The following is a 26,079-nucleotide window of genomic DNA, read 5'->3' on the forward strand; positions in this document are numbered from 1 at the left end:
GCGCTACGGAAATCCTTACGACCGGCTACGGGTTAGGCTCTGCATGGTGCGATTCGGGGTGCTCGGCCCGCTGGCCGTCTCGACCGGCGGCGAGGAGGTCCACGTCGCCGAGCCCAAGGTCCGCGCGCTCCTCGCCGCCCTGCTGGCGGCCGGCGGCGGTCCGGTCTCCGCCGACCGGCTGATCGACGACCTGTGGGGCGACCGGCCCACCCGCAACCCGCTCGGCACCCTCCAGGCCCGCGTCTCCCAGCTCCGCCGCGCGCTCGGCGACCCCGCCGTGATCGTCCACGGCCCGGCCGGTTACCGGCTGGCCGCCCACGACTCCGACGCCGCCCGCTTCCGCGCGCTGGCGGGCCGCCGCGGGGCCGCCCCGCGTGAGCGGGCCCGCGAGCTGGAGCAGGCCCTCGGGCTGTGGCGGGGCCCGGCCTACGCCGACTTCGCCGACGAGGGGTTCGCCCGTGCCGAGATCGCCCGGCTGACCGAGCTGCGCCTGTCGGCCCTGGAGGAGCAGGCCGAGGTACGCCTCGCCCTCGGCCAGGACGTCGACCTCGCCGACCTGGTCGCCCGGTACCCGCTGCGCGAACGGCTGCGCGCCTCGCACATGAAGGCCCTGTACCGGGGCGGCAGGCAGAGCGAGGCGCTGGCCGGTTACGAGGAGCTGCGCGTCAGGCTGGCCGAGGAGCTGGGGCTCGACCCCTCGCCGGAGCTGGCCGCGCTGCACCGGGCCATCCTGCGCCACGACCCCGCGCTGACCGCTCCGCCGCTCGCCGACCCCGGGCCGCGCACCAACCTGCCCGCGCCGCTCACCGCGCTGATCGGCCGCGACGCCGACCTCGCCGAGGTCGCCGGCCTGCTGGCGGAGTCGCGGCTGGTGACCCTGACCGGGTCCGGTGGCGTGGGCAAGACCCGTCTCGCCCTCGCCGCCGCCCGCCGCCTGGCCTTCCCCGACGGTTCCGCCGATGGTTCCGCCGACGGGTTCGCCGACGGTGTGTGGCTGGTGGAGCTGGCCGGGGCCGCGGACGTGGCCGAGGCGGTGGCGGCCGTGCTGGGCGTGCGCGACGACGACTCCGTGCCGCTGGCGTCCAGGCTGGCCAGGGTGCTGGCGGGCGGGAGCGCGCTGCTGGTCCTGGACAACTGCGAGCACCTGGTCGAGCAGGTCGCCGGGTTCGTCTCGGCGGTGCTGCGGGCCGCGCCGGGCCTGCGCGTGCTGGCCACCAGCCAGGAGCCGCTGGGCGTGTCCGGCGAACGGGTCCGCGTCGTCCACCCGCTGCCCGAGCCCGACGCCGTACGGCTCTTCGCGGCCCGCGCGGACGTCGAGCCCGGCCCCGCCGTGGCCGACATCTGCCGGCGGCTCGACGGCATCCCGCTGGCCCTGGAGCTGGCGGCGACGCGGGTGCGGGCGCTCGGCGTACAGGAGCTGGCCGCCCGGCTGGACGACAGGTTCAGGCTGCTCAGCGCCGGGATGCGGGACGCGCCGGCCCGGCAGCGCACGCTGCGGGCCACCATCGACTGGAGCTGGGAGCTGCTGTCGGCCGAGGAGCGTACAGTGCTGCGGCGGCTGGCCGTGCACGCCGACGGCTGCACGCTGGAGGCCGCCGAGGCGGTCTGCGCCGAGCCCGGCGTGGACGTGCTCGACGTGCTGGCCAAACTCGTGGACCGGTCGCTGGTGGTCGTGGCGAGCGGTCCTCGCTACCGGCTGCTGGAGTCGGTGACCGCCTACTGCCTCGAACGGCTGCGCGAGGCCGGCGAGCACGATCTGCTGCGCGAGCGGCACGCCCGCCACTACACCGGCCTGGCCGCCCGCGCCGAGCTGCGCGGCCCGCGCCAGCACGAGTGGCTGGACCGGCTGGACGCCGAGAGCGCCAACCTGCGGCTGGCCCTGTCCGGCCCCGAGGCCCTGCGCCTGGCCAACGCGCTGGCCTGGTACTGGATCCTGCGCGGCAGGCTGCGCGAGGCCCGCAGGTCGATCGAGGCGGCGCTGGCGGCGGGCGGCGAGGAGAGCGCCGCCGCCCTGGCCTCGGTGTGGCTGGCCGGCATCGGGCTGCTGCTCGGCGAGCCCACCCCGCCGGTACGCCGGGCCGCGCTCGACCGTACGGGGGCCGCGCTGGCCGACTGGTTCCTGAGCTTCGTCCGCTGGGCGTACGGCGACCACGCGGCGCACCGGGCCGCCGTCGGGCGGGCGCTCGCGGCGTACGAGGAGCTGGGGGACCGGTGGGGGATGGCGGCGGCGCTGTGCCTGCGGGGAAAGCTCGCGGTGGGCCGCGGCGACCTGGCGGCGATGGAACGCGACGGCGAGCGGGGCCTGGCCGTCTTCCGGGAGCTGGGGGACGAATGGGGGCAGGTCGAGGCCATGGACGTCCTCGACCGGGTGGCCGAGATCCGCGGCGACTACGAGGGGGCGGCCCGGCTGCGGCACGAGGCGCTGCGGCTGGCCGAGGGGCTGGGGTTCGACGTGTCGTTCAAGCTGGCCGCGATCGGACGGCTCGCGCTGCTCACGGGCGACTACGAGCGGGCCGACGACTTCCACGGGCGGGCCTTGCGGCTGGCGGTGGCGCAGTCGTACCGGTCGGCGGAGGAGAACGCGCTGCTCGGCCTGGCCATGAGCGCCCGCAGGCAGGGGCGGTACGAGGAGGCGGAGTCGTACCTGCTGTCGGCGCTCGACTGGCTGCGGAAGGTGGACGGCACGCCCGGGACGGCGTTCGTCATGGCGGAGTGGGGGTTCGTGGCCGAGCAGCGCGGCGATGCCGGGACCGCGCTGGCCCGCCATCACGAGGGGTACGGGGACGCCTGCGCGACGGGCGACCCGAGGGCCGTCGCGCTGGCCCTGGAGGGGCTGGCGGGCGCGCTGTCGATCGCGGGCGGGGAGCGGCTGGAGGAGGCGGCCGGGAAGCTGGGACGGGCGGCGGCGATCCGGCGAGCCGTCGGCGCGCCCCTGCCCGCCGGCGAACGCCACGACGTCGACCGCATCACCACCCGCCTGCGCGCCGCCCTCGGCGAGGACCACTTCACCCGCTCCTTCACCGCGGGCGAGCTCTCCCTCGGAGAATCCCCTCTCGGCTCAGGGCAACTCGACCTCGGTGAGACCCCTCTCGGCTCAGGGCAACCCGACCTTGGAGAGACCCCTCTCGGCTCAGGGGAGGGGGAACTCGGCGATCACTTCCCAGGGGCCCTCGGGGGACGGGCCCGCGTAGAGCCTGCCGCCCAGCGCCTCCACCCGCTCGGCCATGCCGACCAGCCCGAACCCGCCGCCCAGCCGGGACACCCGCGGGTCCGACGCGGTTGAGCCGAAGTTCCGCACCCGCAGCACGACGACCCGCTCGTACCGCCGCAGATCGGCCTCCACCCAGGCGGCCCGGGTGGCGTGCTTGCGCACGTTGGTGAGCGACTCCAGCAGGACCCGGTGCAGCGTCGTCATCACCTCCGGCGGCAGCGTGCGGTCGTCGATGCCCGACCCGATCTCGAACGCCACCTTCGGCCCCTCGACCGAGAACCGTTCGGTCAGGAGCCGCAGGTCGGCCAGCGTCGTGCCGGGCCTGCGGTCCGCCTCGTCCTCGGTGCGCAGGACGGTGACCATGCGCCGCATCGAGGTCAGCGCCTCCGACCCGGCCGAGGCGATCGCGTCGAGCGCGGGCAGCACCGCCTCGGGCTTGTGCTCGGCGACCGTACGGGCGGCCTGGGCCTGGACGACGATGCCGGTGATGTGGTGGGCGACCAGGTCGTGCAGCTCCCTGGCCAGTTCGAGGCGTTCGGCCCGCCGTACGGAATGCACCGCCTCGGTACGGCGCTCCTGCTGGAACCGTAGGTAGCCGCCGATGCCCGCGGCCATCGACCACCCCGCGAACAGCAGGAACGCGAACGCCAGCCCCGCGGTGGGGTAGTCGCGCCTGGCCGACTCGGCCATCAGCACGGCCAGCCCCACGAGCGCCAGCACCGCCGCCCGCCGTACCGGCTCCACGTGCCGCAGCACGCCGATGAGGAGGACCAGCAGCGACCCCGTCTCGGCCATGCCGGGCGCGCCCAGCGCGTCGACCGACGCGATGACCAGCGACACGGCGAAGGACAGCCCCAGCAGCGCGCAGAAGCCCTCAAGCCGGTGGCGGCGGCGCAGGACGACCGCCGCGATCCCGGCCGCGCCGCAGAACGGCACGAACCACTGCAGCCCCCCGGTGCTGACGGCGATGGCCAGGTCGAGCATCAGCATCAGGCCGAGCCAGCCGAGCATCGCGATCTCGCTCAGCCGCCGGACCCAGTACACGACGCCTTTCGAATCCCCCACGTCACGAGAGTAGGCCGGAAGTCGGACAACTCGTATCAACCGATCGGCCGACCCGGTCGCCGGCGGACCAGCCCTTCAGCGGAGGCGGCGGCGCAGGCCGCTCGGCGATGCTGGAAGCACGTCGGAAGGGGGACAGGACATGGTGGTCATCGGATTCGTTCTGCTGGGGTTGGGACTGGTCGTCACGGCGCTGCTCGCGCTGGCCGACCCGGTGTTGCTCTCCCGCATCAACGGGGAGGACGCGGAGGGCGGCAGCGGCCGCCACATCGACGTGGAGATCGTACGGCTCAGCGCCCCGGCCGCGACGGCCGCGACGGCACGCGAGCCCAGGGCGGCCCGAGCCGCATGAACGTGGCCCGCGCGGGCATGGCGCGCGGGCCCGGGGCGGGCGCAGTCGGGGGACGGCCCCGCCTTCGGCCCGCGGTCCGTTGGGGAACGGATCGCGGGCCGCTTTCCGTTAACGTGGGGCCTATGACCAACGGTTTTGAGACCCTGGCGATCCACGCAGGTCAGGAGCCCGACCCGCTGACCGGCGCGGTCGTGCCGCCGATCTACGCCACGTCCACCTACAAGCAGGACGGCGTAGGCGGCCTGCGTTCGGGATACGAGTACAGCCGCTCGGCCAACCCCACGAGGACGGCGCTGGAAGAGGCGCTGGCCGCCGTGGAGGGCGGCGCGCGCGGGCTGGCCTTCGCCTCGGGCCTGGCCGCCGAGGACACCCTGCTGCGCACGGTGTGCAAGCCGCAGGACCACGTGATCATCCCCAACGACGCGTACGGGGGCACGTACCGGCTGTTCGCCAAGGTGCACGAGCGCTGGGGCCTGCACTACGACCCGGTCCCCCTGCACGACCTCGACGCGGTGGCGTCGGCCATGACGCAGAAGACGAAGATCGTCTGGGTCGAGACGCCCACCAACCCGCTGCTCGGCATCGCCGACATCGCCGCCCTGGCCGAGCTCGCCCACGGGAACGGCGCGCTGCTGGTCGTGGACAACACGTTCGCGTCACCGTACCTGCAGCAGCCCCTGGCGCTCGGGGCCGACGTGGTCGTCCACTCCACCACCAAGTACGTCGGCGGCCACTCCGACGTGGTCGGCGGCGCGCTGATCGCGCGGGACAAGGGCCTCGGCGACGAGCTGACCTACCACCAGAACGCGATGGGCGCGGTGGCCGGCCCGTTCGACGCCTGGCTGACGCTGCGCGGGCTCAAGACCCTCGGCGTGCGCATGGACCGCCACTGCGACAACGCCGAACGCGTCGTCGACCTGCTGCTCGCGCACCCGCGCGTGACCCAGGTGCTCTACCCGGGCCTGCCCGAGCACGCCGGCCACGAGGCCGCCGCCAAGCAGATGCGGCGCTTCGGCGGCATGGTGTCCTTCCGCGTGGCGGGCGGTGAGGCGGAGGCCGTGGAGGTGTGCAACCGGGCCAAGCTGTTCACGCTCGGCGAGTCGCTGGGCGGCGTCGAGTCGCTCATCGAGCACCCGGGCAGGATGACGCACGCCTCCGCGGCGGGCTCGCCCCTGGAGGTGCCGAACGACCTGGTGCGCCTGTCGGTCGGCATCGAGACGGTCGACGACCTGCTCGCCGACCTCACCCAGGCCCTCGGCTAGGGCGTCGGGACACCGGCCGTCAGGGCGTCGGGACGACCATCAGGAAGAGGATCACCAGCCAGATCAGGGCCAGCAGGCCGCTGATGGCCGCGACCCGGCCGGTCTGCACCTTCGCGTCGTCCTCCGTGTTCTCGCTCTCAAGAGCGCGGAGGGCGGTGCGCAGGTCGCGATCGATGATGACCAGCAGCACGATCGCCACGATGAACAGCGTCATCGACGCCGTCATGTACCACAGGCCGAGCACGCCGTTCCCGACGGCGATCCCCACGGCCACCCCGAACACCAGCACGCCCAAGGAGGCGAGGCTGTAGATCCTCGTCGTGCGCTGGATGTTCCGCAGGACGGGCACGTTGTTGGTGCGGATGGCCCGGGGAGCGGCCATCGTCGCGGCGGTCAGCGGGCCGATCGTGAAGATGGCGAAGCCGATGTGCAGCCAGAGAAGCAGGGACATGCGCCTGAGACTAGTCCCCGACGATCTCGGTCGGCGGCTCGACACTCTCTTTAACCTGCGAGGAGCAACGCATGATCAGCTCCGTGGCCGCCACCGCGACGGCCATCAGGATGATCAGCAGGATCGTGGCAATCATGGGCTCTCCTCCTTCCCCGTGTCCGACGTGAATATCGTCCGTAATGACTAGACGGACGTGCAACGGAATAAGTTCGCCACGGGTATGGTTGGTGACCGTCGCTTTTTTCTTACCTTCAGGGCACAAGGGGGTGCCGTCCGTGGCCATCAGGCACGTCGAGCCGTACACCGACGAGTGGCTGCAGCAGCCGGCCGGCTATGTCGAGCGCGTCGTCGACCTGCTCGGAGCCGAGGTGGCCGACTGGTGGGAGGGTCCGTGCGATCCGCGTGACGCCACCGTCAAGCTCGCCGACGACCACGCGCTGGTGTGGGACGAGGAGAGCGGCTGGCGGCTCGGCCGCTTCGTCGCCGGTGCGGCGGGCGCGCACACCGAGCTGACCGGCGTCCGCTACCTGGGCCACGGGCTGCTGCCCCGGCCGGAGCGCGTGCCGCAGGCTCTGGTGGACGCGCGGGCGGGGGTGGGCGCCAGCTCGGCCTGGCGGCCCTGTTACCGGTCGCACCGCAACTGCCGCGACGGGTTCGACGTCGCCCTCGACTTCTACGCCCGCCTGATCGAAGCCTGACACCCCGGAAGGGCAAGCGCCTCCGCCCGAAGGGCGCTGCGCGCCGAAGGGCTCCGGGCTCTTCTGCAGGGGGGGCCGAGCTCCCCCGAACCCCCCAGGCCGGCGTGACGCTTGTCCGCCACCGCTGAGCGGCGCCGTCCCGCAGGCGCATGAGGCGACCCTACGGGTAGCGCTACGCTCGGTATTCCTTCCGTTGCATCGGCCGATGTTCCGTGGACGGGGGCGTTCCAGGATTTCCCGTCCACGGTGACATCGGTCCATCGTGCAAAGTCAGGCATCCATTGTGCGGGCCGATCCGGGTGGCGGGGATATGAGAGCTGCACTTCACATCGCGGCCCGGTCGGCTTCGCGCGCCGCGTCGTTCCTTTCGTCAGCGGGAGCGGCGGAGGCGGAGGAAGTCGCTGACGACATATTCGCCGAGCCGGTCCGCGCTCGGTGAGAACACCCGGCCGCCGTTCCTGCGGGCCACCTCGTCCACGAACTCCTTGAGCCGGTCGTCGGCCGCCAGCATGAAGACGTTGATGGTCGCGCGCCGCCGCGTCATCTTGTCGACCTCGGACAGCGTCAGTTCCAGCGTCTCGTGCGACGGCGGCCACTCGAAGGCGGACCTGCCGTTGCGCATGAGGTGGGCGGTCGGCTCGCCGTCGGTGACGACCAGCACCACGGGCTCGAAGTCGGGGTGGCGGTCGAGGTGGCGGCCGGCGATGAGGAGGGCGTGGTGCAGGTTGGTGCCCTGGACCATGTCCCAGTCGAGGCCGGCCAGCTCGTCGGGTTGCAGGACCCTGGCGTAGTTGGAGAAGCCGATGATCTGCACGGCGTCCTGCGGGAACTTGGAGGCCACCAGCGCCTGGAGGGCCAGCGCCGTCTGCTTGGCCGCGGCCCACGTGCCGCGCAGGGCCATCGAGTACGACAGGTCGACCAGCAGGCACACCGCCGCGGCGCTGCGGCGTTCGGTCTCGGAGACCTCGAAGTCGTCGACGGACAGCCGCACCCGGGCCCGCCCGTCCTGCGGGGCGGTCGCCACGCCGCCGCTGCGCACGCCGTTGACCAGCGTGCGGACGACGTCGATCGGCTGCTCGTCGCCGAAGCGCCACGGCCGGGTGGAGCCGGTCAGCTCGCCGGCCGAGCCCGCGTCGTGCTGGTCGTGGTCGCCGCGCCGGCCCGCGTCGAGGGAGGAGAACACGCGCCGCAGCGCGGTCTCGCCCAGCCGCCGGACCGCCTTGGGGGTCAGCTCCAGCTTGCCGCGGCGGCGCAGCAGGTAGCCCTGCTCCTCCAGCTCGCGTTCGATGCGCTTGAGCGCCTCCAGGTCGTCGACCGCCGCCCGGCCCAGGGCCCGGCGTACGGCCGCCTCGTCGATGTCGTCGAGCCGCGCGCCCGGGTAGTCCTGGCGCAGGGCGGTCTCCAGCTGGGTGAGGTCGGCCAGCTCCTCCAGCGCCGTAACGGCGTCGCCCATGGCGAGGGGCTCGTCGCCGGTCAGCCGCTCGGGCGCGTTCCAGGCCAGGTCGGGACGGCGGGCGTGGAGGGCCTCGCCGAGGCGGCGCATCTGGTCGGACAGGCCGGCCTGGTCGAGCGTCTGGTTGATGAGGTTGGACAGCTCCTCGCGCTGGCGGGGGGTCATCGAGGCCAGCATGCGCTGGGTCGCGGCGGCCCGCCGGGCCAGGATGTCGACGAGCTCCTCGATGTTCCGGGGCTTTTCTGGGAACAAATCGCCATATTTCGCCATAAAGGCGTCAAAGTCTTCTTGGGTGTGCTCGCCTCTGGTGTCCCTGTCCAGCATGTCGTTCAGGTCGGACATCATCTCCCGGACGCGGGCCATGGCCTCGGGGTCGGGATTGGCCAGCGCGTCCCGCAGGCCCCTGAACTGGCTGTCGAGCACCTCGCGCCGCAGCAGGTCGCGCAGCTCCTCGAACGTCTGCCGCGCCGCCGCCGAACGCCACTCGTACGTGTTCAGCTCCTGGATGGCGCTCGCGGTGTCCTCGGGCAGCCCGTCGAGCCCGGCCTCCCGCAGCCGCGCGTCGTCGGACGGGTCGGGGAACAGCTCGGCCCGCTCCTGCCCGATCGCCTTGTCCAGCAGCGCCCGCGCGCGTTCGAGGGTGCCGTCGAGCCGCCCGCGCTCGCGCAGGTCCCTGCGCCGCCTGCGGACCTCCCTGAGCATGTCGTCGAGCCCCCGCCGGTCCTGGCTGCCGGGCAGCCCCCGCTTGAGCAGGTCGCGCAGCGCGTGGACCGGCGTCGAACCGGACAGGATCGCGTCGCCCATCTCGTCGAGGGCCGCGCGTACGTCATAAGGGGGGGCCAGGGGGTCGGGGCCGTCGTGGTATTCGCCGTAGCGGAAGGCCATCACGCTTCCACGCTAACCCCAACCCGCCCCCGTCCGTCTACGGACGCCTGGCCACTTCCCACACCTCGACCGCGCTGTTCGCGTCGGGCGTATAACTCACCTGCGCCTGGACGGCCCGCCCGGCCCCCTTGAGCGCCTTGGCGAGGTCGGTCGACTCACAGGGCAGCTTGCCGAGCCCGCGCTTGTCGACGCCGGACGCCCTGCCGGACACCCAGCGGTCGCCGCAGCGGGCCGTGGCCCGGTAGAAGGACGTCAGGTACGTGTAGCCCAGCTTGATCTGCTTGCCGCCGGTGCTGAACAGCAGCGTGGCGTCGTCGATCCGGGTGATCGAGCCGCGCGCGGTGACCGGCTCCGGCCAGGCGTCGAGCAGGAACTCCTGCGCCTTGACGGCCTTGCCGCCCTCGTACTCCACGCGCAGCGGCACCGCGCCCTCCAGGAACCCTGTGGTGAGCTGGGCGGGCTTGCACGCCGTACGGCCCAGCCCGTCGCGGTCGAGCGCGACCCGCCCCTCGGTCTCCTTCAGGTCGCAGGCCGTCGTCACCCGGCTGTAGGCGGCGCGGGTGTAGTCGAGCCTGAGCTCCTTGGCCCCCGTGACCGGGGTCAGCTTGTAGAGCACGTTGCCGCCGCGCCGGACCTTGGCGGGCTTCATGGGCACGATCCGCAGGGCGCCCTTGCCGTCGGCCCAGGCGTAGCCGTAGACGGGCTTGGCGGTGGCCGTGGCGGTGGCCGTGGCGGTGGCCGCGTGCGCGGGAAGCGCGAGGCCGCCCAGGACGAGGCCGACGGCGGTGGCATGGATGAGCAGGCGCATGGGCGGTTCCCCCCGGAGTCGTGATCAACCAAACACTACGACGCGGGAAACCGCCCGTTTGTTCACGTCCTGTAGATCGTGACCCCGTCGAGGTCTTCCCTTGACAGCCGCCGCATCAGGTAAAGACCTTCAAGGGCGAACTCCAGAGCAGCCGCGGCGTGCCCGGGGGACTCCTCGCCGGCGCCCATGCCGAGCCTCGACATGACCTTGGCCAGGCCGCTGACCGGGCCGATCTGGTGCAGCAGCTCGGCCGCGGCCACCATGTCGCCGGACTCCACCTGGTTGCCCTCGGCGAACTTGTCGGTGATGGGGGACAGGTCCATGCCGCCCAGCCTGCTCCTGAACGTCTCGGCCGTGGCCCGGCGCAGCAGGTGGGCCAGGATCTCGGTCTCCCTGCCCTCCTCGCTGACCTCGAACTCCACCTTGCCGCGCAGGCTGTGGACGACGCAGGCCAGGTCGCAGACGCGCGTGACGGCCTGGTCCTCGCCCTTGATCGCGGACCTGCGCACGGCGGAGGCCGCGGCGGTCTCGGCGGCGGCGATCGAGAAGCGCGCCGACACGCCGGAACGGGCGTCGACGGCCGTGGACTCGCGGACCAGCCGGGTGAACCTGGCGATCACCTCGACCAGGTGCTCGGGCACGTCGGCCCCGATGTCGGGCACCGACTCCTGGCGGATGAGCGTGAGCTCGTCCTCGACCGTGAGCGGGTAGTGGGTGCGGATCTCCGCGCCGAACCGGTCCTTCAGCGGCGTGATGATGCGGCCCCTGTTGGTGTAGTCCTCCGGGTTCGCGCTGGCGATGAGCAGGATGTCGAGCGGCAGGCGCAGGTTGTAGCCGCGCACCTGGATGTCGCGTTCCTCCAGCACGTTGAGCAGCGAGACCTGGATGCGCTCGGCCAGGTCGGGCAGCTCGTTGACGGAGAACACGCCGCGGTTGGTACGGGGGACCAGACCGTAGTGGACGGTCTCGGGGTCGCCGAGGGTGCGCCCCTCAGCGATCTTGATCGGGTCGACGTCGCCGATGAGGTCGCCGACGGAGGTGTCGGGAGTGGCGAGCTTCTCGCCGTAACGTTCGTCGCGGTGCTTCCACGCCACCGGCAGCTCGTCGCCCAGTTCCCGCGCCAGGGTCTTGCAGCGCGTGCAGGCGGGTGCGTACGGATGGTCGTTGATCTCGCAGCCCTCGACCACCGGGGTCCACTCGTCGAGCAGGCCGGTGATCGTGCGGATGAGCCGCGTCTTGCCCTGCCCGCGCTCACCGAGCAGGACCAGGTCGTGCCCGGCGAGCAGCGCCCGCTCCAGGTGTGGCAGAACGGTGTCGTCGAAGCCCACTATGCCGGGGAACCGGGTCTCGCCGGCCCGCAGCCTGGCCAGCAGGTTTTCCCGGACCTCGGCTTTGACGCTGCGATGAACGTGGCCGCTCTCTCGCAACTCGCGGAGAATACGTGGCTGATGCACGGGAACGAGACTACGTCCCCCGCGAGAAATGCGGCAGGGAGTTTCGCATCTGGCGGAGATTTCGGATCTTGACCTATTGCGTGACGGTTCGTACGCGTGCTTGTCCCTTTAGTGGGGAGAATCGGCCCTAGGGAACATGGACATGTCGAGGGAGGCGAGAGGCGTGGCCTTGATGACAAGCCGCTTCGCCGACGGCCTCGCCGTGGGTTCCGACCTGGTGGAGGCCGCGGAGAACGCCGTCGGTCAGGCACTGTCGAGGCTCAGCGGGCAAGCGAACCTGGTCTGCTTCTTCATCTGCGGCGAGGACCCCGAGGACGTCGCCAGAGCGGGCCAGGCGGCGATGAAACTCGCGCCCGAGGCGCACGTGATCGGCTGCAGCGCCACGGGAGTGATCGGAGACGGGCAGGGGGTCGAGCTGACGCCCGCGGTGAGCGCGTGGGCGGCCACCCTGGAGGGGGCCAGGCTCACCACGTTCGCGCTGGAGACGCTGGCGGCCGAGGACCGGTTCGTGGTCGTCGGGCTGCCCGAGCGCACGGGGGACGACCACGTGGCGATCCTGCTGGCCGATCCGTACACCTTCCCGACCGACGCGTTCGTGGAGCGCTCGGTCGACGTGCTCGGCGACCTGCCGCTGATCGGCGGGCTGGCCAACGGGTTGCAGGGACGCGGGTCCGTACGGCTGTTCGCGGACGGCAAGATCTACACCGAGGGCGCGATCGGCGTCCTGCTCAGCGGGCCGGTCAAGATCAGTACGGTGGTCAGCCAGGGCTGCCGTCCGATCGGCCCCAGCATGGTGGTCACGGCCTCGGAGGAGAACCTGCTGCTCGAACTGGCCGGACAGCCCGCGCTGGCCCGGCTGGAGGACATCGTCAGCGAACTGGACGAGGACGACCGCGAACTGGTCGCCGCCGGGCTGCAGATCGGCGTGGCCATGGACGAGTACGCCGAACGCCACGAACGCGGCGACTTCCTCATCCGGGGCGTCATCGGCATCGACCCCGAACGCGAGGCCGTGGCCATCGGGGACATCGTGGAGATCGGCCGTACCGTGCGCTTCCAGGTCAGGGACGCCGCCACCGCCGACGAGGACCTGTACGACCTGCTCGACGCCCACCGCGAGGAACTGGGCAAGGTGGACGGCGCGCTGCTGTTCTCCTGCAACGGCCGGGGCTCGGCGATGTTCGGCACCGCCGACCACGACCCGGTCGCCCTGCGCGACACGCTGGGACCCATCGGCGTCGCGGGCTTCTTCGCCGCGGGCGAGGTCGGGCCGGTCGGCGGGCACAATCACGTGCACGGGCTCACGGCGTCCGTGCTGGTCTTCTCCAGCGCCGCGGAGCCGGAGCTGTCGTGATCCTGGCGATCGACGTCGGCGGCACCAAGATGGCCGCCGGGCTGGTGGCCCACGACGGCACCGTGATCACCTCCCGGCGCGCCGCCACCCCCCAGAACGCCGACGCCGAGACGCTGTGGGACACCCTCACGGCCCTCATCGACCCCCTGTCGGCCCGCGCCGAAGGGGTGGGCGTGGGCTGCGGAGGGCCGATGACCTGGCCCGACGGCGAGGTCTCGCCGCTCAACATGCCCGGCTGGCGCGGCTTCCCGCTGCGCGCCCGCCTCTCCGGCCGCTTCCCCGGCTTACCGGTACGCCTCCACAACGACGCCATCTGCCTGGCCATCGCCGAGCACTGGCAGGGCGCCGGACGGGGGAGCGCCGACATGCTCGGCATGGTGGTCTCCACCGGCGTCGGCGGCGGCCTCATCCTGGACGGGCGCCTGATCAACGGCGGCACGGGCAACGCCGGTCACATCGGGCACGTCGTGGTCGAACCGGACGGCGGCCCCCGCTGCGGCTGCGGCGGCCACGGCTGCCTGGAGGCGGTCGCCCGCGGCCCCGCCCTCACCGCGTGGGCCCTCTCCCAAGGCTGGACCCCTGCCCCTCCGGATGCGGAAGACCCGCCCGCGGACAGCGAGGGCGCGTACCAGGAGGACCGGGCGGTCACCGGGCGGGCGCTGGCGGCCGACGCGCTGGCCGGCGACCCCGTGGCCCTGCTGGCGATGCGACGGGCCGGACGCGCGCTCGGGATCGCCATCGCCTCCGCCACCCACCTGTGCGACCTGGACCTGGTGACGATCGGCGGCGGGCTGTCCCAGGCCGGCGAGCCGCTGTTCGGCCCCCTGGAGGAGGCCCTGCGCGACCACGCCCGGATGGGCTTCGCCCGCCGGCTCAAGGTCATGCCCGCCGCCCTCGGCCAGGAGGCCGGCCTGGTGGGCGCCGCCGCCCTCCTCCTGGCCGGCGGCACCTACTGGCCCTCCTGCCCCTGAGCCCTCGGGAGCGCCTGTCGGCCCTCCCGCCCCTTACCCCCGGGAGCGCCCATCGGCCCTCCCGCGACTGACTTCGCGGGAGGGCCGGCGGGCAGGCGCGAGCCAAGGGTGCGAAGGCCGCGACCTGCCCGTGTTCCCTGGCCGAGCAGGGCTGTCCTCGTCGGAGGTCAGCCCTGCTGGGTGCCCTCGCCGTCGCCCGGGTCCGTACGGGTGTCGGAGCGGCCGTCGTTCTGGTCGCCTGCCGGCGGGACGGGCATCGCGGCCGGCTCGCAGGGGCTCACCGCGCCCTTGACGATCTGCAGCGAGGTGGACATCGGAGGCGCCTCGGGCCCGCTGCTGTCCAGGGTGACCGCCAGCACCAAGGTCTGCCCCGCCGGAACCTGACCCTTCGCGATCCGGAAGGAGATCCCGTCGCCGCTCCTGCCGATGCTCGTCTCGAACCGCCCCTCGCCGCCCCCGCGCTGCCCGCGCGGCTCCTTGCAGGTCTGGCCGTACGGCAGGTAGTCCACCACCGCCTTGACCCCCGCCGCCGCCAGCTCGGACGCCAGCCCGCCGGGGTCCCGGAAGGCGTTGATCTCCACCGACACCCCGCCGTCGGCCGTCCCGGTCACCGCGTACGCGGGCCCTCCGCCGAACAGGCCGGTGGCCGCCACGGTGGCGACTGCGGCGACCCCCGCCGCGGCGGTCAACCCTACGAGCCGCCACCGGGGCCGCCGGACGACCGGCGTCACGACGGGCTGCGTCCCGGTCGCCATCTCCTCCTTGAGCGCGTGCAGCAACCGCTCCTCGAAAGTGTTCATGCCTGTCCCTCCACGTACACGGCCGACGGCGAAGCGACGTTCTCAAGGGCACGTCTGGCCCGGTGCAGGCGGACCCTCGCGGTCACCTGCCTGACGCCCAGAACGGCGGCCGCCTCGGAGACGGTGAGCTGGTCGATCGCCACGAGCTCCAGCACCGCGCGCTCGCCCTCCGGCAGGCCCGCCATGGCCTCCAGGGCGCCGCGCATCTCGCGCTCGGCGTCGATCCGCTCCTCCATCCGGACGAGGTCGTCGTCGTCCATCAGCCGCCGCCCCGCGATCCGGCCCGCCGCCCGCGCTTCCCGGGCCGACCTGCGGAGCTGGGCCGACACCACGTTGCGGGCCACGCCGTACAGCCACGCGGTCTGACTGCCCCGGCCCGGCACGTAGGTGTGGGCCGAGTCGAGGGCCGCCAGGAAGACGTCGGCGGTCAGGTCGGCGGCGAGATGAGGATCGCTCACCCGCCGGACCACGAACCGCATGACGACGTCGACATGGCGGCGATAGAAGGCCTCGAAGGCCACCGGGTCCTCGTTGAGGCGCACTGGCCTCGCTCCCTTCGTCGTTCGCCCTTACACCTTTACTTGGACCGGCCGAAGGAAAGCGTTTCCGCGCAGGTCAGGCGAGGGTCGGGCGGCGCGCCTGGAAGAGCCACGCGTCGAAGAGCGGGTCGAGGTCCTTGCCGGACAGCCGCTCGGCCAGGTCGACGAACTGCCGCGTGGTGACGTTGCCGTAGCGGTGTTCGGCGGTCCAGGTCTTGAGCAGCTTGAAGAACACCGGGTCGCCGACCGCCTTGCGCAGGGCGTGCAGCGCCATGCCGCCGCGGGTGTAGACCGACTCGTTGAACAGGTCACCGGGCTTGGCCCGGCCCGGCGGGTAGGCCCACATCGGGTCTTTGGCGTCGCGGTTGTAGAAGTCCTTGAAGGTGGCGTCGGCGGTCTTCTTGCCCCGGTGCTCAGACCACAGCCACTCGGCGTACGTCGCGAACCCCTCGTTGAGCCACAGGTCCTTCCACCGCTTGATGGTCAGGCTGTCGCCGAACCACTGGTGGGCCAGCTCGTGGGCGATGATGCCCTCGTCGGGGTCGAAGCCGCCGTAGAGGGGCTTGGTCTGGTTCTCCAGGGCGTAGCCGGCCGAGTAGTCGTCGACCACGGCGCCGGTCGAGGAGAACGGGTAGGGGCCGAAGACCGTGCTCCAGTAGTCGGTGATCTCGCCCGAGACGTCGTAGACGTGGTTGAGGCTGGTCTTGAACTTCGGGTCGACGGCCGCGTACGTCGGGATGCCGCCCGGCGAGCGGCCCTGGCGCACCTCGAACTTGCCGATCGTGGCCGTGGCGAGGTAGGTGGCCATCGGGTGCCGCTCGCTCCACCGGAAGGTGGTGCGGCCGCCCGCGGTGGACGGCGCCGCGCTCTGCTCGCCGTTGGCCACGACGGTCAGGCCGGCGGGCACGGTGACCGTGAAGTCGAAGGTGGCCTTGTCGGCCGGGTGGTCGTTGCTGGGGAACCAGGTCTTGGAGCCGTTGGGCTCGGAGGCCACGAACGCGCCGTCGCCGGTGGGGATGAACCCGTACGTGCCCAGGTTGGCGGTGTCCTTGGCCGGTGTGGGGACGCCCGAGTAGGAGATCTCGGCGGTGAACGGCGAGCCGGCGACGAGCGGCGCGGCCGGGGTCACGGTCAGCTCGCCGCCCTTGCGGGAGAAGCGGGCGGGCGTGCCGTCGACCTTGACCTTGGCGACGTCGAGGCCGGTGAGGTCGAGGTTGAAGCTCGACAGGTCCTGGGTGGCCTTGGCGCGGATCTTCGTCAGGCCGGTCAGCCGCTTGCCGGCCGGGGTGTAGTCGACGGTCAGCGAGTAGTGGGCGACGTCGTAGCCGCCGTTGCCGTCCTGGGGGAAGTCGGTGTCGCCGATGCCCGGCGCGCCCGCGTGCCGGCCGGTGGCCGCGTGAGGCGGCGGCTCGTCGGTGGGCGCGCAGGCGAGCACGCTGATCAGGGCCACCAGCACGGCTGCCCCGCGTCTTCTGATTCGCATACGTGAACGCGCCCCCTTCAACCCGTGACCGGAATCTTACGCTGGGTCACGCGTCCTCGACGACTCGTCGCCGTGGAGGGAGGCAAGGCGAAGGCGCCGGCGGCTGCCTGCCGCCGGCGCCTCATCAGCCCAGAAACTGGTGGTGGTCCCATAAAATCCACATGACCACCACTAAGTCGGGACAAACTAAAGGTTGCCCCTGCGTTCCTGCTCGCGCTCGATCGCCTCGAACAGGGCCTTGAAGTTGCCCTTGCCGAACCCGAGCGAGCCGTGCCGCTCGATCAGCTCGAAGAAGACCGTGGGGCGGTCCTGCACCGGCTGGGTGAAGATCTGCAGCAGGTAGCCGTCCTCGTCCCGGTCGACCAGGATCTTGCGCTTCTTCAGCTCCTCGATCGGCGCCCTGACCTGCCCGATGCGCTCACGCAGCTCGGGGTCGTCGTAGTAGGAGTCGGGCGTGTCGAGGAACTGCACGCCCGCCGCGCGCATGTGGTCGACGGTGGTGAGGATGTCGTTGGTGGCGAGGGCGATGTGCTGCACGCCGGGGCCGCCGTAGAACTCCAGGTACTCGTCGATCTGCGACTTCTTGCGGCTGATCGCCGGCTCGTTCAGCGGGAACTTGACCTTCCGCGTGCCGTCGGCCACGACCTTGGACATCAGCGCCGAGTACTCGGTCGCGATGTCGTCGCCGACGAACTCGGCCATGTTCGTGAAGCCCATCACCTTGCGGTAGAACTCCACCCACTCGTCCATCTTGCCCAGCTCCACGTTGCCGACGCAGTGGTCGACCGCCTGGAAGAGGCGTCCCGTCTTCGTCGCGGGCGGCGCGACGAGCGGCTCGGCCGGCACGTAACCGGGCAGGTACGCGCCCCCGTAGTTGGACCTGTCCACGAGCGTGTGCCGCGTCTCGCCGTAGGTGGCGATGGCCGCGATCACCACCTTGCCGTGCTCGTCCTCCAGCGTGTACGGCTCCACCAGGCCCGTGGCGCCGTGGGCGACCGCGTAGGCGTACCCGGCCTCCACGTCGGGCACCTGGATGGCCAGGTCGATCACGCCGTCGCCGTGCTCGGCGACGTGCCTGGCCATGTCCGTGCCGGGCCGGACCGAGGCCCTGAACTCGAAAGTGGCGCTGCCCGAGGTCAGGACGTAGGCGACCTCGTCACGGCTGCCGTTCTCCGGCCCTCGGTAGGCCACCAGTCGCATGCCGAACGCGGTCGAGTAGTAGTGGGCGGCCTGCCGGGCGTTGCCGACGGCGAACACCACGGCATCCATGCCGTTAACCGGAAAGACATCAGTCATACCGACAACTCTCGATTTAGCTGGACGAGTTGTGCAACAGTTACTTGTACGAGTGCACAATCTGTCCACCCGTCCCCCGCCCGAGTCGGAGAATGTGTACAGCATGACGATCGATGAACTGGACGCCCGTCTGATCTCCCTGCTGACCGCCGAACCCAGGCTGGGCGTGCTCGAATGCTCACGCCGTCTGGGCGTCGCCCGCGGCACCGTCCAGGCCAGGCTCGACCGGCTGGTGGGCAGGGGGGTCATCACCGGGTTCGGGCCCGACGTGTCGCCCGTGGCGCTCGGCTACGACGTGACGGCGTTCGTCACCATGGAGATCAGGCAGGTCTCCGGGCACGACCCGGTCGCCCACCGGCTGGCCCACATCCCCGAGGTGCTGGAGGTGCACACCATCACCGGCGGCGCGGATCTGCTGTGCCGGGTGGTCGCGCGGACGAATGCCGATCTGCAACGCGTCATCGACCAAATCGTGGATGTTCAGGGCGTCCTCAGGACTTCTTCGATCATCGCACTCGACACGCCGGTTCCTTACCGAGTGCTGCCTTTGGTCGCCGATGTTCCACGCCGCGGCGGACGCTAGACGTACCATCGCTTAGGGACGAGGCACCGTTATCGATCGTTTACCCTTGACATTCGCCCAGCTTGCGGGGGTTGGGCGAGGGTGTCTCGAAGGGGGGTCTCGGATGCGGGGCGGTGGTGGAAAAGGCATGCGGAAACGGCGCGTACTCCGAATTGTGTTGATCTCTTTCGGCGCCGGAATCGCCGTGTTCGCCGGGCTTTTCGCTATTGCCTGGGCGATGACTCCCATTCCCGACAGCACGCAGGAATCGGCCACCGCCGAAGGCTCGGTGATCTATTACCGCGACGGCAAGACCGTGCTCGCCAGGCAGGGCGTCGACCGCCGGAACGTCGAGCTGGCCAAGGTGCCCAAGCACGTGCGCGACGCGGTCATCGCGGCCGAGAACCGCTCGTTCTACAACGACGGCGGCGTGTCGCTCAAGGGCACCGCGCGGGCCGTCTGGTCCACCGTCACCGGCCAGCAGCTCCAGGGCGGCTCCACGATCACCCAGCAGCTCGTGCGCAACTACTACAGCGGCCTCAGCCAGGAGCGCTCGGTCACCCGTAAGTTCAAAGAGATCCTCATCGCGATGAAGGTCGACCAGTCCAAGTCGAAGGACTGGGTCCTGGAGCAGTACCTCAACACGATCTACTTCGGCCGCGGCGCCAACGGCGTCCAGTCGGCCGCCCGCGCCTACTTCGGCAAGGACGTCGACAAGCTCACCGTCGCCGAGGGCGCGTACCTGGCGGCGGTCATCCAGCAGCCCAGCCGGTTCGCCGACCCCGAGGGCACCGACCTCGACGCGGCCCGCACCCGGTGGCAGGGCGTGATCAACGCCATGCGCCAGACGGGCGCGCTGTCGGGCCGGCAGGCGGCCGCCGAGCGCTTCCCGGTGCTCAAGGCGCCCAAGAAGCCGTTCGAGCTCAAGGGCCAGGGCCAGTACATGCTCGACCAGGTCACCGCCGAGCTCAACCGGCGCGGCTACTCCGACGAGACCATCAACAGCGGCGGCCTGAAGATCGTCACGACGTTCGACAAGAAGCTCATGGCGGCGGCCGAGCAGGCGGTCAAGGACGTGGTCCCGGCCTCCACGCCGAAGAGCGTCCGCACCGGGCTGGCCGCCGTCGACCCGGCCACCGGCGAGGTCGTCGCCTTCTACGGCGGCCGCCACGACCAGGTCGGCGACTACGACAACGCGTTCTCGGCCAAGCGGATGGCGGGCTCGACGTTCAAGCCGTACACGCTGGCCGCCGCGCTCGACAACGGCTTCGAGCTGTCCACCAGGGTCGACGGCAACTCGCCGCTGCGGGTGGCCTCGGCCGACAAGCCCATCCCCAACGACAGCGGCCGCTCCTACGGCCAGATCAACCTGGTCAGCGCCACCCAGAACTCCGTCAACACGGCCTTCGTCGACCTCGGTCAGAAGGTCGGGCTGAACAAGGTCGCGGCCGTGGCCGAGGCCGCGGGCATCCCCAAGGAGCAGTTGCAGGGGCAGCAGGCGTACGCGACGTTCCCGCTCGGCGTGTCGTCGGTCAGCGCCGTCCAGAACGCCTCGGGGTTCTCCACCTTCGCCAACAAGGGCGTGCACATGGAGGCCCACGTGGTGAAGTCGGTGACCGACAGCAAGGGTGAGAAGAAGTCGGTCCAGCCCACCGCGACGAAGGTGGTGAGCGAGCAGGCCGCCGCCGACACCGTCTACGCGATGCAGCAGGTCGTCAAGTACGGCACCGGCACCGCCGCCCGCCTCTACGACCGTCCGGTCGCCGGCAAGACCGGCACCACCGACGACTCCAAGAACGTCTGGTTCAACGGCTTCGTCCCGCAGCTCGCCGTCGCCGTGAACATGTTCCGCAGCGACGACAAGACCGTCACCATCCCCGGCTACGGCACGCAGTTCGGCGGCCAGCTCCCCGCGCAGGTCTGGCGGGCGTTCATGACCGAGGCCATGGCGGGCGAGCCCGTCGAGGAGTTCCCCGAGCCGTCCCAGTACGGCTACGAGTCCTCCTACTCGCCGCCCGACCGCGGCCGCGACGTCCCCGACCACCCGTCCTCGCCGCCCGCCGACCAGAACGAGTGGGACAGCCCCGGCCCCGGCCCCGGCAGCACCGACCAGCCCTTCGGCGACCCGGGGGTCAGCGAGGCCCCCACCGACGAGGGCTTCGGCGACAACGGCAGGACCGGCGGCCGGCAGGACGAACGCCCCCAGGACGCGCCCACCGCGCCCTCCGACCAGCCTCAAGGCACGCCCGACGAGGGCCGCGACACCCAGCGCGACAACAACCTGACCCGGCCGTCAGGCGCCGGCTAGCTCGGCCCGCAGCTCCTCGACCGTGGTGACCGGCAGCCGGCAGGCGAACCCCCTGCACACGTAGGCGGCCGGCGCGCCCCCGATCGGGCCGCGCCCCTCCAGCAGCGCGGGGAAGGGCTCCCCGCCGGCCTCGCCGTCGCCGGGCGCGACCACCAGGCCCGGCACGTCGGCCAGCAGCGCCTCGCGGTGCAGGGCGGCCGTACGCGGGTCGGCGGGGCTGCCGACGACCGCGACCTCCACGGGCCCGTCGAGCGCCGCGCGGGCCACGGCCAGCCCCCAGCCGGCGAACCTGGCGTGCCGGTCGGCCAGCACCGACACCGTGGCCAGGGCGGCCGCGGCGGCGTCCCGGTACTTCGCAGAGCCGGTCAGCGCGCCGTAGGAGAGCAGGGCCCCCGCGGCCGCGTACTGGCCGGAGGGCGTGGCGTTGTCCGTGGGGTCCTGCGGGCGCTGGAAGAGCCGTTCGGCGTCGTCAGCGGTGTCGTAGAAGCCGCCGGAGCCGTCGGAGAAGCGGTCGAGCACCGTGTCGAGCAGCGCGCCGGTCAGCCGGAGCCATTTCGTCACGCCCGTCACGCCGTAGAGGGAGATCAGCCCCTCCGCCACGTTCGCGTAGTCCTCAAGGACGCCCGCGTTGGCGCCCGCGCGCCCGTCGCGCGAGGTGCGCAGCAGCCGCCCGTCGGCCGTGTGCACGCCTTCGAGCAGCTCGGCCGCCGCCGTGGCGGCCTCGACCAGGTCGGGGCGTTCGAACACGACGCCGGCCTCCGCGAGCGCCGCGATCGCCAGGCCGTTCCAGGAGGCCACGACCTTGTCGTCGCGGCCCGGCCGCACCCGCAGCTCCCTGGCCGCCAGCAGCCTGCCGCGCACCCCGGCGTACCGGACGTGGTCCTCGGGGTCGCGCGGGAGCTGGAGCACCGACGTGCCGTGCTCGAACGTGCCGGTGACGTCGAAGAGCGCGGCGGCCCAGCGCCCGTCGTCGTCGCCGAGGACCTCGCGCAGCTCCTCGGGCGTCCAGACGTAGAACTTGCCCTCCACACCCTCGCTGTCGGCGTCGAGGGCCGAGGCGAAGCCGCCCTCGGGCGTACGCAGCTCGCGCAGCATCCAGCCGGCCGTCTCCAGCGCCACCCGGCGGGCCAGGTCGCCGCCGCCCGCCTTCCACCAGTGGGTGTACACCCGCAGCAGGAGGGCGTTGTCGTAGAGCATCTTCTCGAAGTGCGGGACCACCCATTCGGCGTCGACGCTGTACCGCGCGAAACCGCCGCCGAGCTGGTCGTAGATGCCGCCGCGGGCCATGGACTCCAAGGTCCGGCCGCTCATCTCGCGCTCGCCGGAGCGCAGCAGGAACTCCAGCGCCATCGACGGCGGGAACTTCGGCGCGCCGCCGAACCCGCCGTTGACCGGGTCGAACGACTCCCGCAGGTTGGCGACGGCCCGCTCCAGCGTCTCCGCCTCGGGCGTGGCGCCGCGCGGGAACGCGGTGTTCTGGTTGAGCGCCTCGACCACCTTGGCCCCCTGCGCCAGCACCGACTCCCTGTCGCCGGTCCACACGCGGTGGATCTCGGTCAGCAGGCGCCGGAAGTGCGGGCGCGGGAAGTACGTGCCGCAGTAGAACGGATGGCCGTCGGGCGTGGCGAACACCGTCATCGGCCAGCCGCCCTGCTGCGTCATGGCCTGGGTGGCGGTCATGTAGACGGCGTCGACGTCGGGCCGTTCCTCGCGGTCGACCTTGACGTTGACGAAGTGCTCGTTCATCAGGGCGGCCGTCTCGGCGTCCTCGAAGCTCTCGTGGGCCATCACGTGGCACCAGTGACAGGCCGAATAACCCACGCTGATCAGCAGCGGCACGTCCCTGCGCCGGGCCTCGGCGAACGCCTCCTCGCCCCACGGGTGCCAGTCGACGGGATTGCCCGCGTGCTGCAGCAGGTACGGGCTCGTGGCGTCGTTCAACCGGTTCATCATGACCTCCCCCGCTCACCCTAGACCGCCCCTCGCGCCTGGCCCGCCACCCCCGCGGCTGACTTCGGCCGGGCGGACGGCGTAGGTTACGGGCGTGGACATCGACTACGTCTGCGCCCACGCCGACCGCCCGGCGGCCGCCGTCACGCGCAGGGATGTCGCCCGCGCGCTGCTGGCCGTGCCCTCGGGCGTGGCGCTCGTGGCGCTGCCCGACCTGCGACGGGCCATGGTGTCGGCGGGCAACCCGCTCTCGCAGCCGTTCTGGGACTCCGCCAAGGCGACGCTCGGCTCCATCGAGGCGGGCGTGGCCACCGTCGGCGACGTGCAGCGCTGGGTCGAGTCCACCGGCACCGAGCCGATCCTCATGACGCCCAGCTACTTCGTCTGGCCCGAGGAGGACGAGCGCGGTCCCGTCGCGACGGAGATGTTCGGGCGCCTGGTCGCCTTCCTGGAGGAGCGCGTCGAGTCCGGCGAGGTCGACCCCGACGCGCTGGCCCTGGGCGACCACGCCGCCCGCCGGGCGTACGAGGAGCTCCAGGAGCACTGGCTGGCCACGCCGCTGCCCGACGGCCGGGTGCCGGGCTTCGCGGTGAGTGACGAGCAGGACGAGGAGCTGTTCGCCGCGCTCGACGAGGAGGAGGCTTTCGCGCTGTCGGAGCTGCGGCGCATCGTCGGCGAGCTGCCCAAGGCCCCCGAGCTGCCCCTGGTCGAGCTGGAGCTGGCCGCCGCGCGTCTGCGCACGCTGCTGGGCCTGCCCGGCTACCCCGCGAACGTGCTGAGGGCCTGCGCCGGGTTCGACGACAGGCCGATGCCCGACGACGACCGGGAGCTGTGGCTGGCGGTGGCGGCGGGCGTGGCCGGGCCGATCTCCGACCTGCCGGAGGAGGGCGACGTGCCGGAGGAGTTCGCCGATCTGGAAGGGCGGCTCAGCCACGAGGACACCGCCCTGGCCAACCTGTGCGCGATCCAGCACGCCGACTGGCTGGCCGCCGTGGCGGCGCTGGCCCGCCTGGGGCCGGGGGTGCTGGCCTCGCCGGAACGCCTGGCCAGGCTCATCGCCGAGTCGGACGACATCGACTCCGACGAGCAGGACGACGACGACCTCGACGCCACCGAGGGCCTGTTCGCCTCGGTGGTCAGCCTGTGGACCTACCTGGGCATCGTGGACGCCGACGAGGTGCTGACCCCGCTCGGCTGGTGGGGCCTGCCCAAGGCGCTGGAGCGGGCCTGGTCACCCGGCGACTGACGGGTCGCTGTGCTCCTTGAACTCGGGGTGGCGCTCGATGTAGCGGGCCACGTAGGGGCACAGCGGCACGATGCGCAGCCCGGTGTCGACGCTCGCGCGCAACGCGAACTCGACCAGCCTGCCCGCCAGGCCCTGGCCCTCGTAGGCGGGCAGCACCTCGGTGTGCGTGAAGACGATTTTGGTGGGCAGCAGTCGATAGTCGGCGAACCCGGCGACCTTGCCGTCGACGAGCACCTCGAAGCGGCACTCCAACGAGTTGTCGACTACTTCGATCGGCATCTATTCGGCTTTCTTGTCCGTGTCGCCCTCGTGCGGAACCTGGATCTTCGACATCTGCTTGTTCATCGACTTGATCAGGATGTAGAGGGCCAGCCCGATGAGGGCGACGACGGTGAAGCCGAGCAGACCCGGACTGACATCACCAGCTGCGAGAACTGTCACACCTTCAGTCTGCCACCAGCCCGCCATGGTCCGTTCAGTGGCAGGCGGGTGAGACGTCCTCGGCGTGGATGCCGGCGAACAGGTCGTCCTCGGGGAGCCCGGTGTCGACGAGCGAGCGCGCCAGGTGGTAGTCCTCGGTCGGCCAGATCTCCTGCTGCAGCTCGCGCGGGCAGACGAACCAGAAGCCGTCGGGGTCGACCTGGGTGGCGTGCGCGAGCAGGGCCTCGTCGCGGATCTGGAAGTACTCGCCGCACGGCACGCGCGTGGTCACCGGCCACTTGGCGGGCCGGTCCTCCCAGCGGGAGATCCAGTCGGAGTACGGGGAGCCGAGCCCGCGCTCGGTCATGGCCTCGTGCAGCGCCTCGAAACGCTCCTTGGTGAAGCCCATCTGGTAGTAGAGCTTCATCGGCTGCCACGGGTCGCCGGTGCCGGGGTAGCGGTCGGGGTCGCCGGCCGCCTCGAACGCCTCGACGGAGACCTTGTTGGTCATGATGTGGTCGGGGTGCGGGTAGCCGCCGTCGTCGTCGTACGTGATGATCACGTGCGGACGGAACTCGCGCACGGCGGCCACCAGCGGGGCCGAGGCGTCCTCAAGCTTCTGCACGGCGAAGCAGCCCTCGGGCAGCTCCTCCTCCTCGCTCTCCGGCAGGCCGGAGTCGACAAAGCCCATGAAACGCTGCTGGACCCCGAGGATCTCGCGGGCCCGCTCCATCTCGGCCTTGCGCACCTCGCCGATGTTGGCCACGATCTCCGGCCGGTCCATCTTCGGGTTGAGCACGGAACCCCGCTCACCGCCCGTGAGGGTACAGACCAGCACTTCCACGCCTTCGCGTACGTAACGCGCCATCGTGGCGGCGCCCTTGCTCGACTCGTCGTCGGGGTGGGCGTGGACTGCCATCAACCTCAGGGGTGCACTCACGGGCGTGTTCTCCTCACAGGGTCTCCTCGGTGGAGGACCGGTCACTCGTCCAGAGAGGTTAGTTTCTGCTGGGCGGTCGCGAGGGCACGCCCCCCGCGGGCGACAATTGTCTCGGATAACGCTCAGGGAGTGCAGGGAGATTCCGCCATGGTCACCGAAGATGTCGGGAACGGACCCGTTCTCGGCACACCCGACGACTTCCCCGACCGTCCCAGGAGAGGCGGCCGGCTGGTCGTGCATGTCGTGATCGGCGTGCTGGTGGCCATCGTCGCCGGTGGCTGGGGCTGGGTGATGTGGTCGATGACGGCCGGCGGCGGCTCGGAGGCCCCGGCGCAGGTCGTGTCGTTCAGCATCGACGCGCCCGGGCGCGCGGAGATCACCTTCGAGGTCTACAAGCCCGACGATAGAGTGGCCGTCTGCCGGATCAGGGCACTGGACGTCTACCACGCGGAAGTCGGTAGCAAGGAAGTAAGAATCCCGGCTGGTGCGGGTAGTAAGCAGCTCAAGGAGAGCCTCGACACCAGTGGTCAGGCCACTACCGTCCACATCCAGTACTGCAATCTCGTATAGTGAG

At 71.7% G+C, this 26,079-nt stretch carries 23 protein-coding genes and 1 pseudogene; 10 read left to right on the top strand and 14 right to left on the bottom strand.

Annotated features, from left to right (window positions below; genetic code table 11):
• Positions 1 to 43: 43 nt before the first annotated feature.
• On the top strand, positions 44 to 3,283 hold the full coding sequence (locus ACWCSU_RS44240; protein WP_449942478.1) for a BTAD domain-containing putative transcriptional regulator: 3,240 nt from the start codon (positions 44 to 46) through the stop codon (positions 3,281 to 3,283).
• Positions 3,284 to 3,559: 276 nt separating this feature from the next.
• Here ACWCSU_RS44240 and ACWCSU_RS44245 read toward each other — a convergent pair.
• Positions 3,560 to 4,222 (bottom strand): annotated as a pseudogene (locus ACWCSU_RS44245) (histidine kinase dimerization/phosphoacceptor domain-containing protein); the annotation flags it as partial.
• A 193-nt stretch (positions 4,223 to 4,415) separates the two neighbouring features.
• On the opposite strand from ACWCSU_RS44245, the gene ACWCSU_RS44250 reads away from it, so the two are divergent.
• Entirely contained in the window at positions 4,416 to 4,625 is a 210-nt protein-coding gene (locus ACWCSU_RS44250) for a hypothetical protein (protein ID WP_357708783.1), read from the top strand.
• Positions 4,626 to 4,747: 122 nt separating this feature from the next.
• Positions 4,748 to 5,887, top strand: coding sequence for a cystathionine gamma-synthase (locus ACWCSU_RS44255; RefSeq protein WP_449942479.1), 1,140 nt, complete (start codon positions 4,748 to 4,750; stop codon positions 5,885 to 5,887).
• A gap of 19 nt (positions 5,888 to 5,906) precedes the next feature.
• Here ACWCSU_RS44255 and ACWCSU_RS44260 read toward each other — a convergent pair whose 3' ends face one another.
• Complete coding sequence (locus ACWCSU_RS44260) at positions 5,907 to 6,338, bottom strand: DUF2269 family protein (RefSeq protein ID WP_357708777.1); 432 nt, start codon at positions 6,336 to 6,338, stop codon at positions 5,907 to 5,909.
• Between the two features lie 10 nt (positions 6,339 to 6,348).
• Entirely contained in the window at positions 6,349 to 6,474 is a 126-nt protein-coding gene (locus tag ACWCSU_RS44265) for a hypothetical protein (protein ID WP_357708775.1), read from the bottom strand.
• Between the two features lie 139 nt (positions 6,475 to 6,613).
• On the opposite strand from ACWCSU_RS44265, the gene ACWCSU_RS44270 reads away from it, so the two are divergent.
• Entirely contained in the window at positions 6,614 to 7,036 is a 423-nt protein-coding gene (locus ACWCSU_RS44270) for a DUF6292 family protein (RefSeq protein WP_357708773.1), read from the top strand.
• A 370-nt stretch (positions 7,037 to 7,406) separates the two neighbouring features.
• On the opposite strand, the gene ACWCSU_RS44275 is transcribed toward ACWCSU_RS44270, so the two are convergent.
• The 3 genes from ACWCSU_RS44275 to ACWCSU_RS44285 all read right to left on the bottom strand — a co-directional run bounded on the left by ACWCSU_RS44275 (position 7,407) and on the right by ACWCSU_RS44285 (position 11,609).
• On the bottom strand, positions 7,407 to 9,374 hold the full coding sequence (locus ACWCSU_RS44275) for a vWA domain-containing protein (RefSeq protein WP_357708872.1): 1,968 nt from the start codon (positions 9,372 to 9,374) through the stop codon (positions 7,407 to 7,409).
• 37 nt (positions 9,375 to 9,411) lie between these two features.
• Positions 9,412 to 10,182 (bottom strand): hypothetical protein, encoded by a 771-nt coding sequence (locus ACWCSU_RS44280; RefSeq protein WP_449942480.1) that lies wholly within the window; start codon positions 10,180 to 10,182, stop codon positions 9,412 to 9,414.
• Positions 10,183 to 10,244: 62 nt separating this feature from the next.
• Positions 10,245 to 11,609 carry a sigma 54-interacting transcriptional regulator gene (locus tag ACWCSU_RS44285; RefSeq protein WP_357708762.1) on the bottom strand — a complete coding sequence of 455 codons (1,365 nt, stop codon included), beginning with the start codon at positions 11,607 to 11,609 and terminating at the stop codon, positions 10,245 to 10,247.
• Between the two features lie 199 nt (positions 11,610 to 11,808).
• On the opposite strand from ACWCSU_RS44285, the gene ACWCSU_RS44290 reads away from it, so the two are divergent.
• On the top strand, positions 11,809 to 12,990 hold the full coding sequence (locus ACWCSU_RS44290; protein WP_357708870.1) for an FIST signal transduction protein: 1,182 nt from the start codon (positions 11,809 to 11,811) through the stop codon (positions 12,988 to 12,990).
• A complete protein-coding gene (locus ACWCSU_RS44295) occupies positions 12,987 to 13,961 on the top strand; it encodes an ROK family protein (RefSeq protein WP_357708760.1) in 975 nt (324 codons plus the stop codon). Before ACWCSU_RS44290 ends, ACWCSU_RS44295 begins: the two co-directional genes overlap by 4 nt.
• A gap of 167 nt (positions 13,962 to 14,128) precedes the next feature.
• Here ACWCSU_RS44295 and ACWCSU_RS44300 read toward each other — a convergent pair whose 3' ends face one another.
• The 4 genes from ACWCSU_RS44300 to hppD all read right to left on the bottom strand — a co-directional run bounded on the left by ACWCSU_RS44300 (position 14,129) and on the right by hppD (position 18,052).
• Positions 14,129 to 14,761, bottom strand: a complete 633-nt coding sequence (locus ACWCSU_RS44300) for a hypothetical protein (RefSeq protein ID WP_357704029.1) — start codon at positions 14,759 to 14,761, stop codon at positions 14,129 to 14,131.
• Positions 14,758 to 15,303, bottom strand: coding sequence for an RNA polymerase sigma factor (locus ACWCSU_RS44305; protein WP_357704031.1), 546 nt, complete (start codon positions 15,301 to 15,303; stop codon positions 14,758 to 14,760). Before ACWCSU_RS44305 ends, ACWCSU_RS44300 begins: the two co-directional genes overlap by 4 nt.
• 73 nt (positions 15,304 to 15,376) lie before the next feature.
• Positions 15,377 to 16,783: a M1 family metallopeptidase gene (locus ACWCSU_RS44310; RefSeq protein WP_449942481.1), complete on the bottom strand. Its 1,407-nt coding sequence runs from the start codon at positions 16,781 to 16,783 to the stop codon at positions 15,377 to 15,379.
• 186 nt (positions 16,784 to 16,969) lie between these two features.
• Positions 16,970 to 18,052 (bottom strand): 4-hydroxyphenylpyruvate dioxygenase, encoded by a 1,083-nt coding sequence (gene hppD / locus ACWCSU_RS44315; RefSeq protein WP_357704035.1) that lies wholly within the window; start codon positions 18,050 to 18,052, stop codon positions 16,970 to 16,972.
• A 130-nt stretch (positions 18,053 to 18,182) separates the two neighbouring features.
• Between hppD and ACWCSU_RS44320 the strand changes: the two genes are divergently transcribed.
• Positions 18,183 to 18,662, top strand: a complete 480-nt coding sequence (locus ACWCSU_RS44320; RefSeq protein WP_357704037.1) for an Lrp/AsnC family transcriptional regulator — start codon at positions 18,183 to 18,185, stop codon at positions 18,660 to 18,662.
• 217 nt (positions 18,663 to 18,879) lie between these two features.
• Entirely contained in the window at positions 18,880 to 20,949 is a 2,070-nt protein-coding gene (locus ACWCSU_RS44325) for a transglycosylase domain-containing protein (protein WP_449942482.1), read from the top strand.
• On the opposite strand, the gene ACWCSU_RS44330 is transcribed toward ACWCSU_RS44325, so the two are convergent.
• Complete coding sequence (locus tag ACWCSU_RS44330) at positions 20,935 to 22,902, bottom strand: thioredoxin domain-containing protein (RefSeq protein ID WP_449942483.1); 1,968 nt, start codon at positions 22,900 to 22,902, stop codon at positions 20,935 to 20,937. The genes ACWCSU_RS44325 and ACWCSU_RS44330 overlap by 15 nt on opposite strands.
• A gap of 91 nt (positions 22,903 to 22,993) precedes the next feature.
• Between ACWCSU_RS44330 and ACWCSU_RS44335 the strand changes: the two genes are divergently transcribed.
• Positions 22,994 to 24,145 carry a hypothetical protein gene (locus ACWCSU_RS44335; RefSeq protein WP_357704043.1) on the top strand — a complete coding sequence of 384 codons (1,152 nt, stop codon included), beginning with the start codon at positions 22,994 to 22,996 and terminating at the stop codon, positions 24,143 to 24,145.
• On the opposite strand, the gene ACWCSU_RS44340 is transcribed toward ACWCSU_RS44335, so the two are convergent.
• From ACWCSU_RS44340 to mca, 3 genes are read right to left on the bottom strand one after another with little or no spacing between them, the layout of a single operon-like run.
• The gene (locus ACWCSU_RS44340; protein WP_357704045.1) at positions 24,131 to 24,424 is read right to left on the bottom strand and encodes a GNAT family N-acetyltransferase; all 294 of its coding nucleotides are present in this window, start codon (positions 24,422 to 24,424) and stop codon (positions 24,131 to 24,133) included. The genes ACWCSU_RS44335 and ACWCSU_RS44340 overlap by 15 nt on opposite strands.
• Positions 24,425 to 24,586: a hypothetical protein gene (locus ACWCSU_RS44345; RefSeq protein ID WP_352323255.1), complete on the bottom strand. Its 162-nt coding sequence runs from the start codon at positions 24,584 to 24,586 to the stop codon at positions 24,425 to 24,427. It lies immediately after the preceding gene.
• Positions 24,587 to 24,620: 34 nt separating this feature from the next.
• Positions 24,621 to 25,505, bottom strand: a complete 885-nt coding sequence (gene mca, locus ACWCSU_RS44350; protein ID WP_364097568.1) for a mycothiol conjugate amidase Mca — start codon at positions 25,503 to 25,505, stop codon at positions 24,621 to 24,623.
• A 147-nt stretch (positions 25,506 to 25,652) separates the two neighbouring features.
• Here mca and ACWCSU_RS44355 point away from each other — a divergent pair, with 147 nt between their 5' ends.
• Positions 25,653 to 26,075, top strand: coding sequence for a DUF4307 domain-containing protein (locus ACWCSU_RS44355; RefSeq protein WP_357704049.1), 423 nt, complete (start codon positions 25,653 to 25,655; stop codon positions 26,073 to 26,075).
• Positions 26,076 to 26,079 lie beyond the last annotated feature (4 nt).

It is taken from the genome of Nonomuraea sp. NPDC001699 (assembly GCF_053596455.1).

Excerpts from the sequence above, each read along its gene's own strand:
- ACWCSU_RS44240 (WP_449942478.1), top strand. The coding sequence starts at position 44 with ATGGTGCGATTCGGGGTGCTCGGCCCGCTGGCCGTCTCGACCGGCGGC.
- ACWCSU_RS44250 (WP_357708783.1), top strand. The coding sequence starts at position 4,416 with ATGGTGGTCATCGGATTCGTTCTGCTGGGGTTGGGACTGGTCGTCACG.
- ACWCSU_RS44255 (WP_449942479.1), top strand. The coding sequence starts at position 4,748 with ATGACCAACGGTTTTGAGACCCTGGCGATCCACGCAGGTCAGGAGCCC.
- ACWCSU_RS44260 (WP_357708777.1), bottom strand. The coding sequence starts at position 6,338 with ATGTCCCTGCTTCTCTGGCTGCACATCGGCTTCGCCATCTTCACGATC.
- ACWCSU_RS44265 (WP_357708775.1), bottom strand. The coding sequence starts at position 6,474 with ATGATTGCCACGATCCTGCTGATCATCCTGATGGCCGTCGCGGTGGCG.
- ACWCSU_RS44275 (WP_357708872.1), bottom strand. The coding sequence starts at position 9,374 with ATGGCCTTCCGCTACGGCGAATACCACGACGGCCCCGACCCCCTGGCC.
- ACWCSU_RS44280 (WP_449942480.1), bottom strand. The coding sequence starts at position 10,182 with ATGCGCCTGCTCATCCATGCCACCGCCGTCGGCCTCGTCCTGGGCGGC.
- ACWCSU_RS44290 (WP_357708870.1), top strand. The coding sequence starts at position 11,809 with ATGACAAGCCGCTTCGCCGACGGCCTCGCCGTGGGTTCCGACCTGGTG.
- ACWCSU_RS44300 (WP_357704029.1), bottom strand. The coding sequence starts at position 14,761 with ATGAACACTTTCGAGGAGCGGTTGCTGCACGCGCTCAAGGAGGAGATG.
- ACWCSU_RS44310 (WP_449942481.1), bottom strand. The coding sequence starts at position 16,783 with ATGCGAATCAGAAGACGCGGGGCAGCCGTGCTGGTGGCCCTGATCAGC.
- hppD (WP_357704035.1), bottom strand. The coding sequence starts at position 18,052 with ATGGATGCCGTGGTGTTCGCCGTCGGCAACGCCCGGCAGGCCGCCCAC.
- ACWCSU_RS44320 (WP_357704037.1), top strand. The coding sequence starts at position 18,183 with ATGACGATCGATGAACTGGACGCCCGTCTGATCTCCCTGCTGACCGCC.
- ACWCSU_RS44325 (WP_449942482.1), top strand. The coding sequence starts at position 18,880 with ATGACTCCCATTCCCGACAGCACGCAGGAATCGGCCACCGCCGAAGGC.
- ACWCSU_RS44330 (WP_449942483.1), bottom strand. The coding sequence starts at position 22,902 with ATGATGAACCGGTTGAACGACGCCACGAGCCCGTACCTGCTGCAGCAC.
- ACWCSU_RS44340 (WP_357704045.1), bottom strand. The coding sequence starts at position 24,424 with ATGCCGATCGAAGTAGTCGACAACTCGTTGGAGTGCCGCTTCGAGGTG.
- ACWCSU_RS44355 (WP_357704049.1), top strand. The coding sequence starts at position 25,653 with ATGGTCACCGAAGATGTCGGGAACGGACCCGTTCTCGGCACACCCGAC.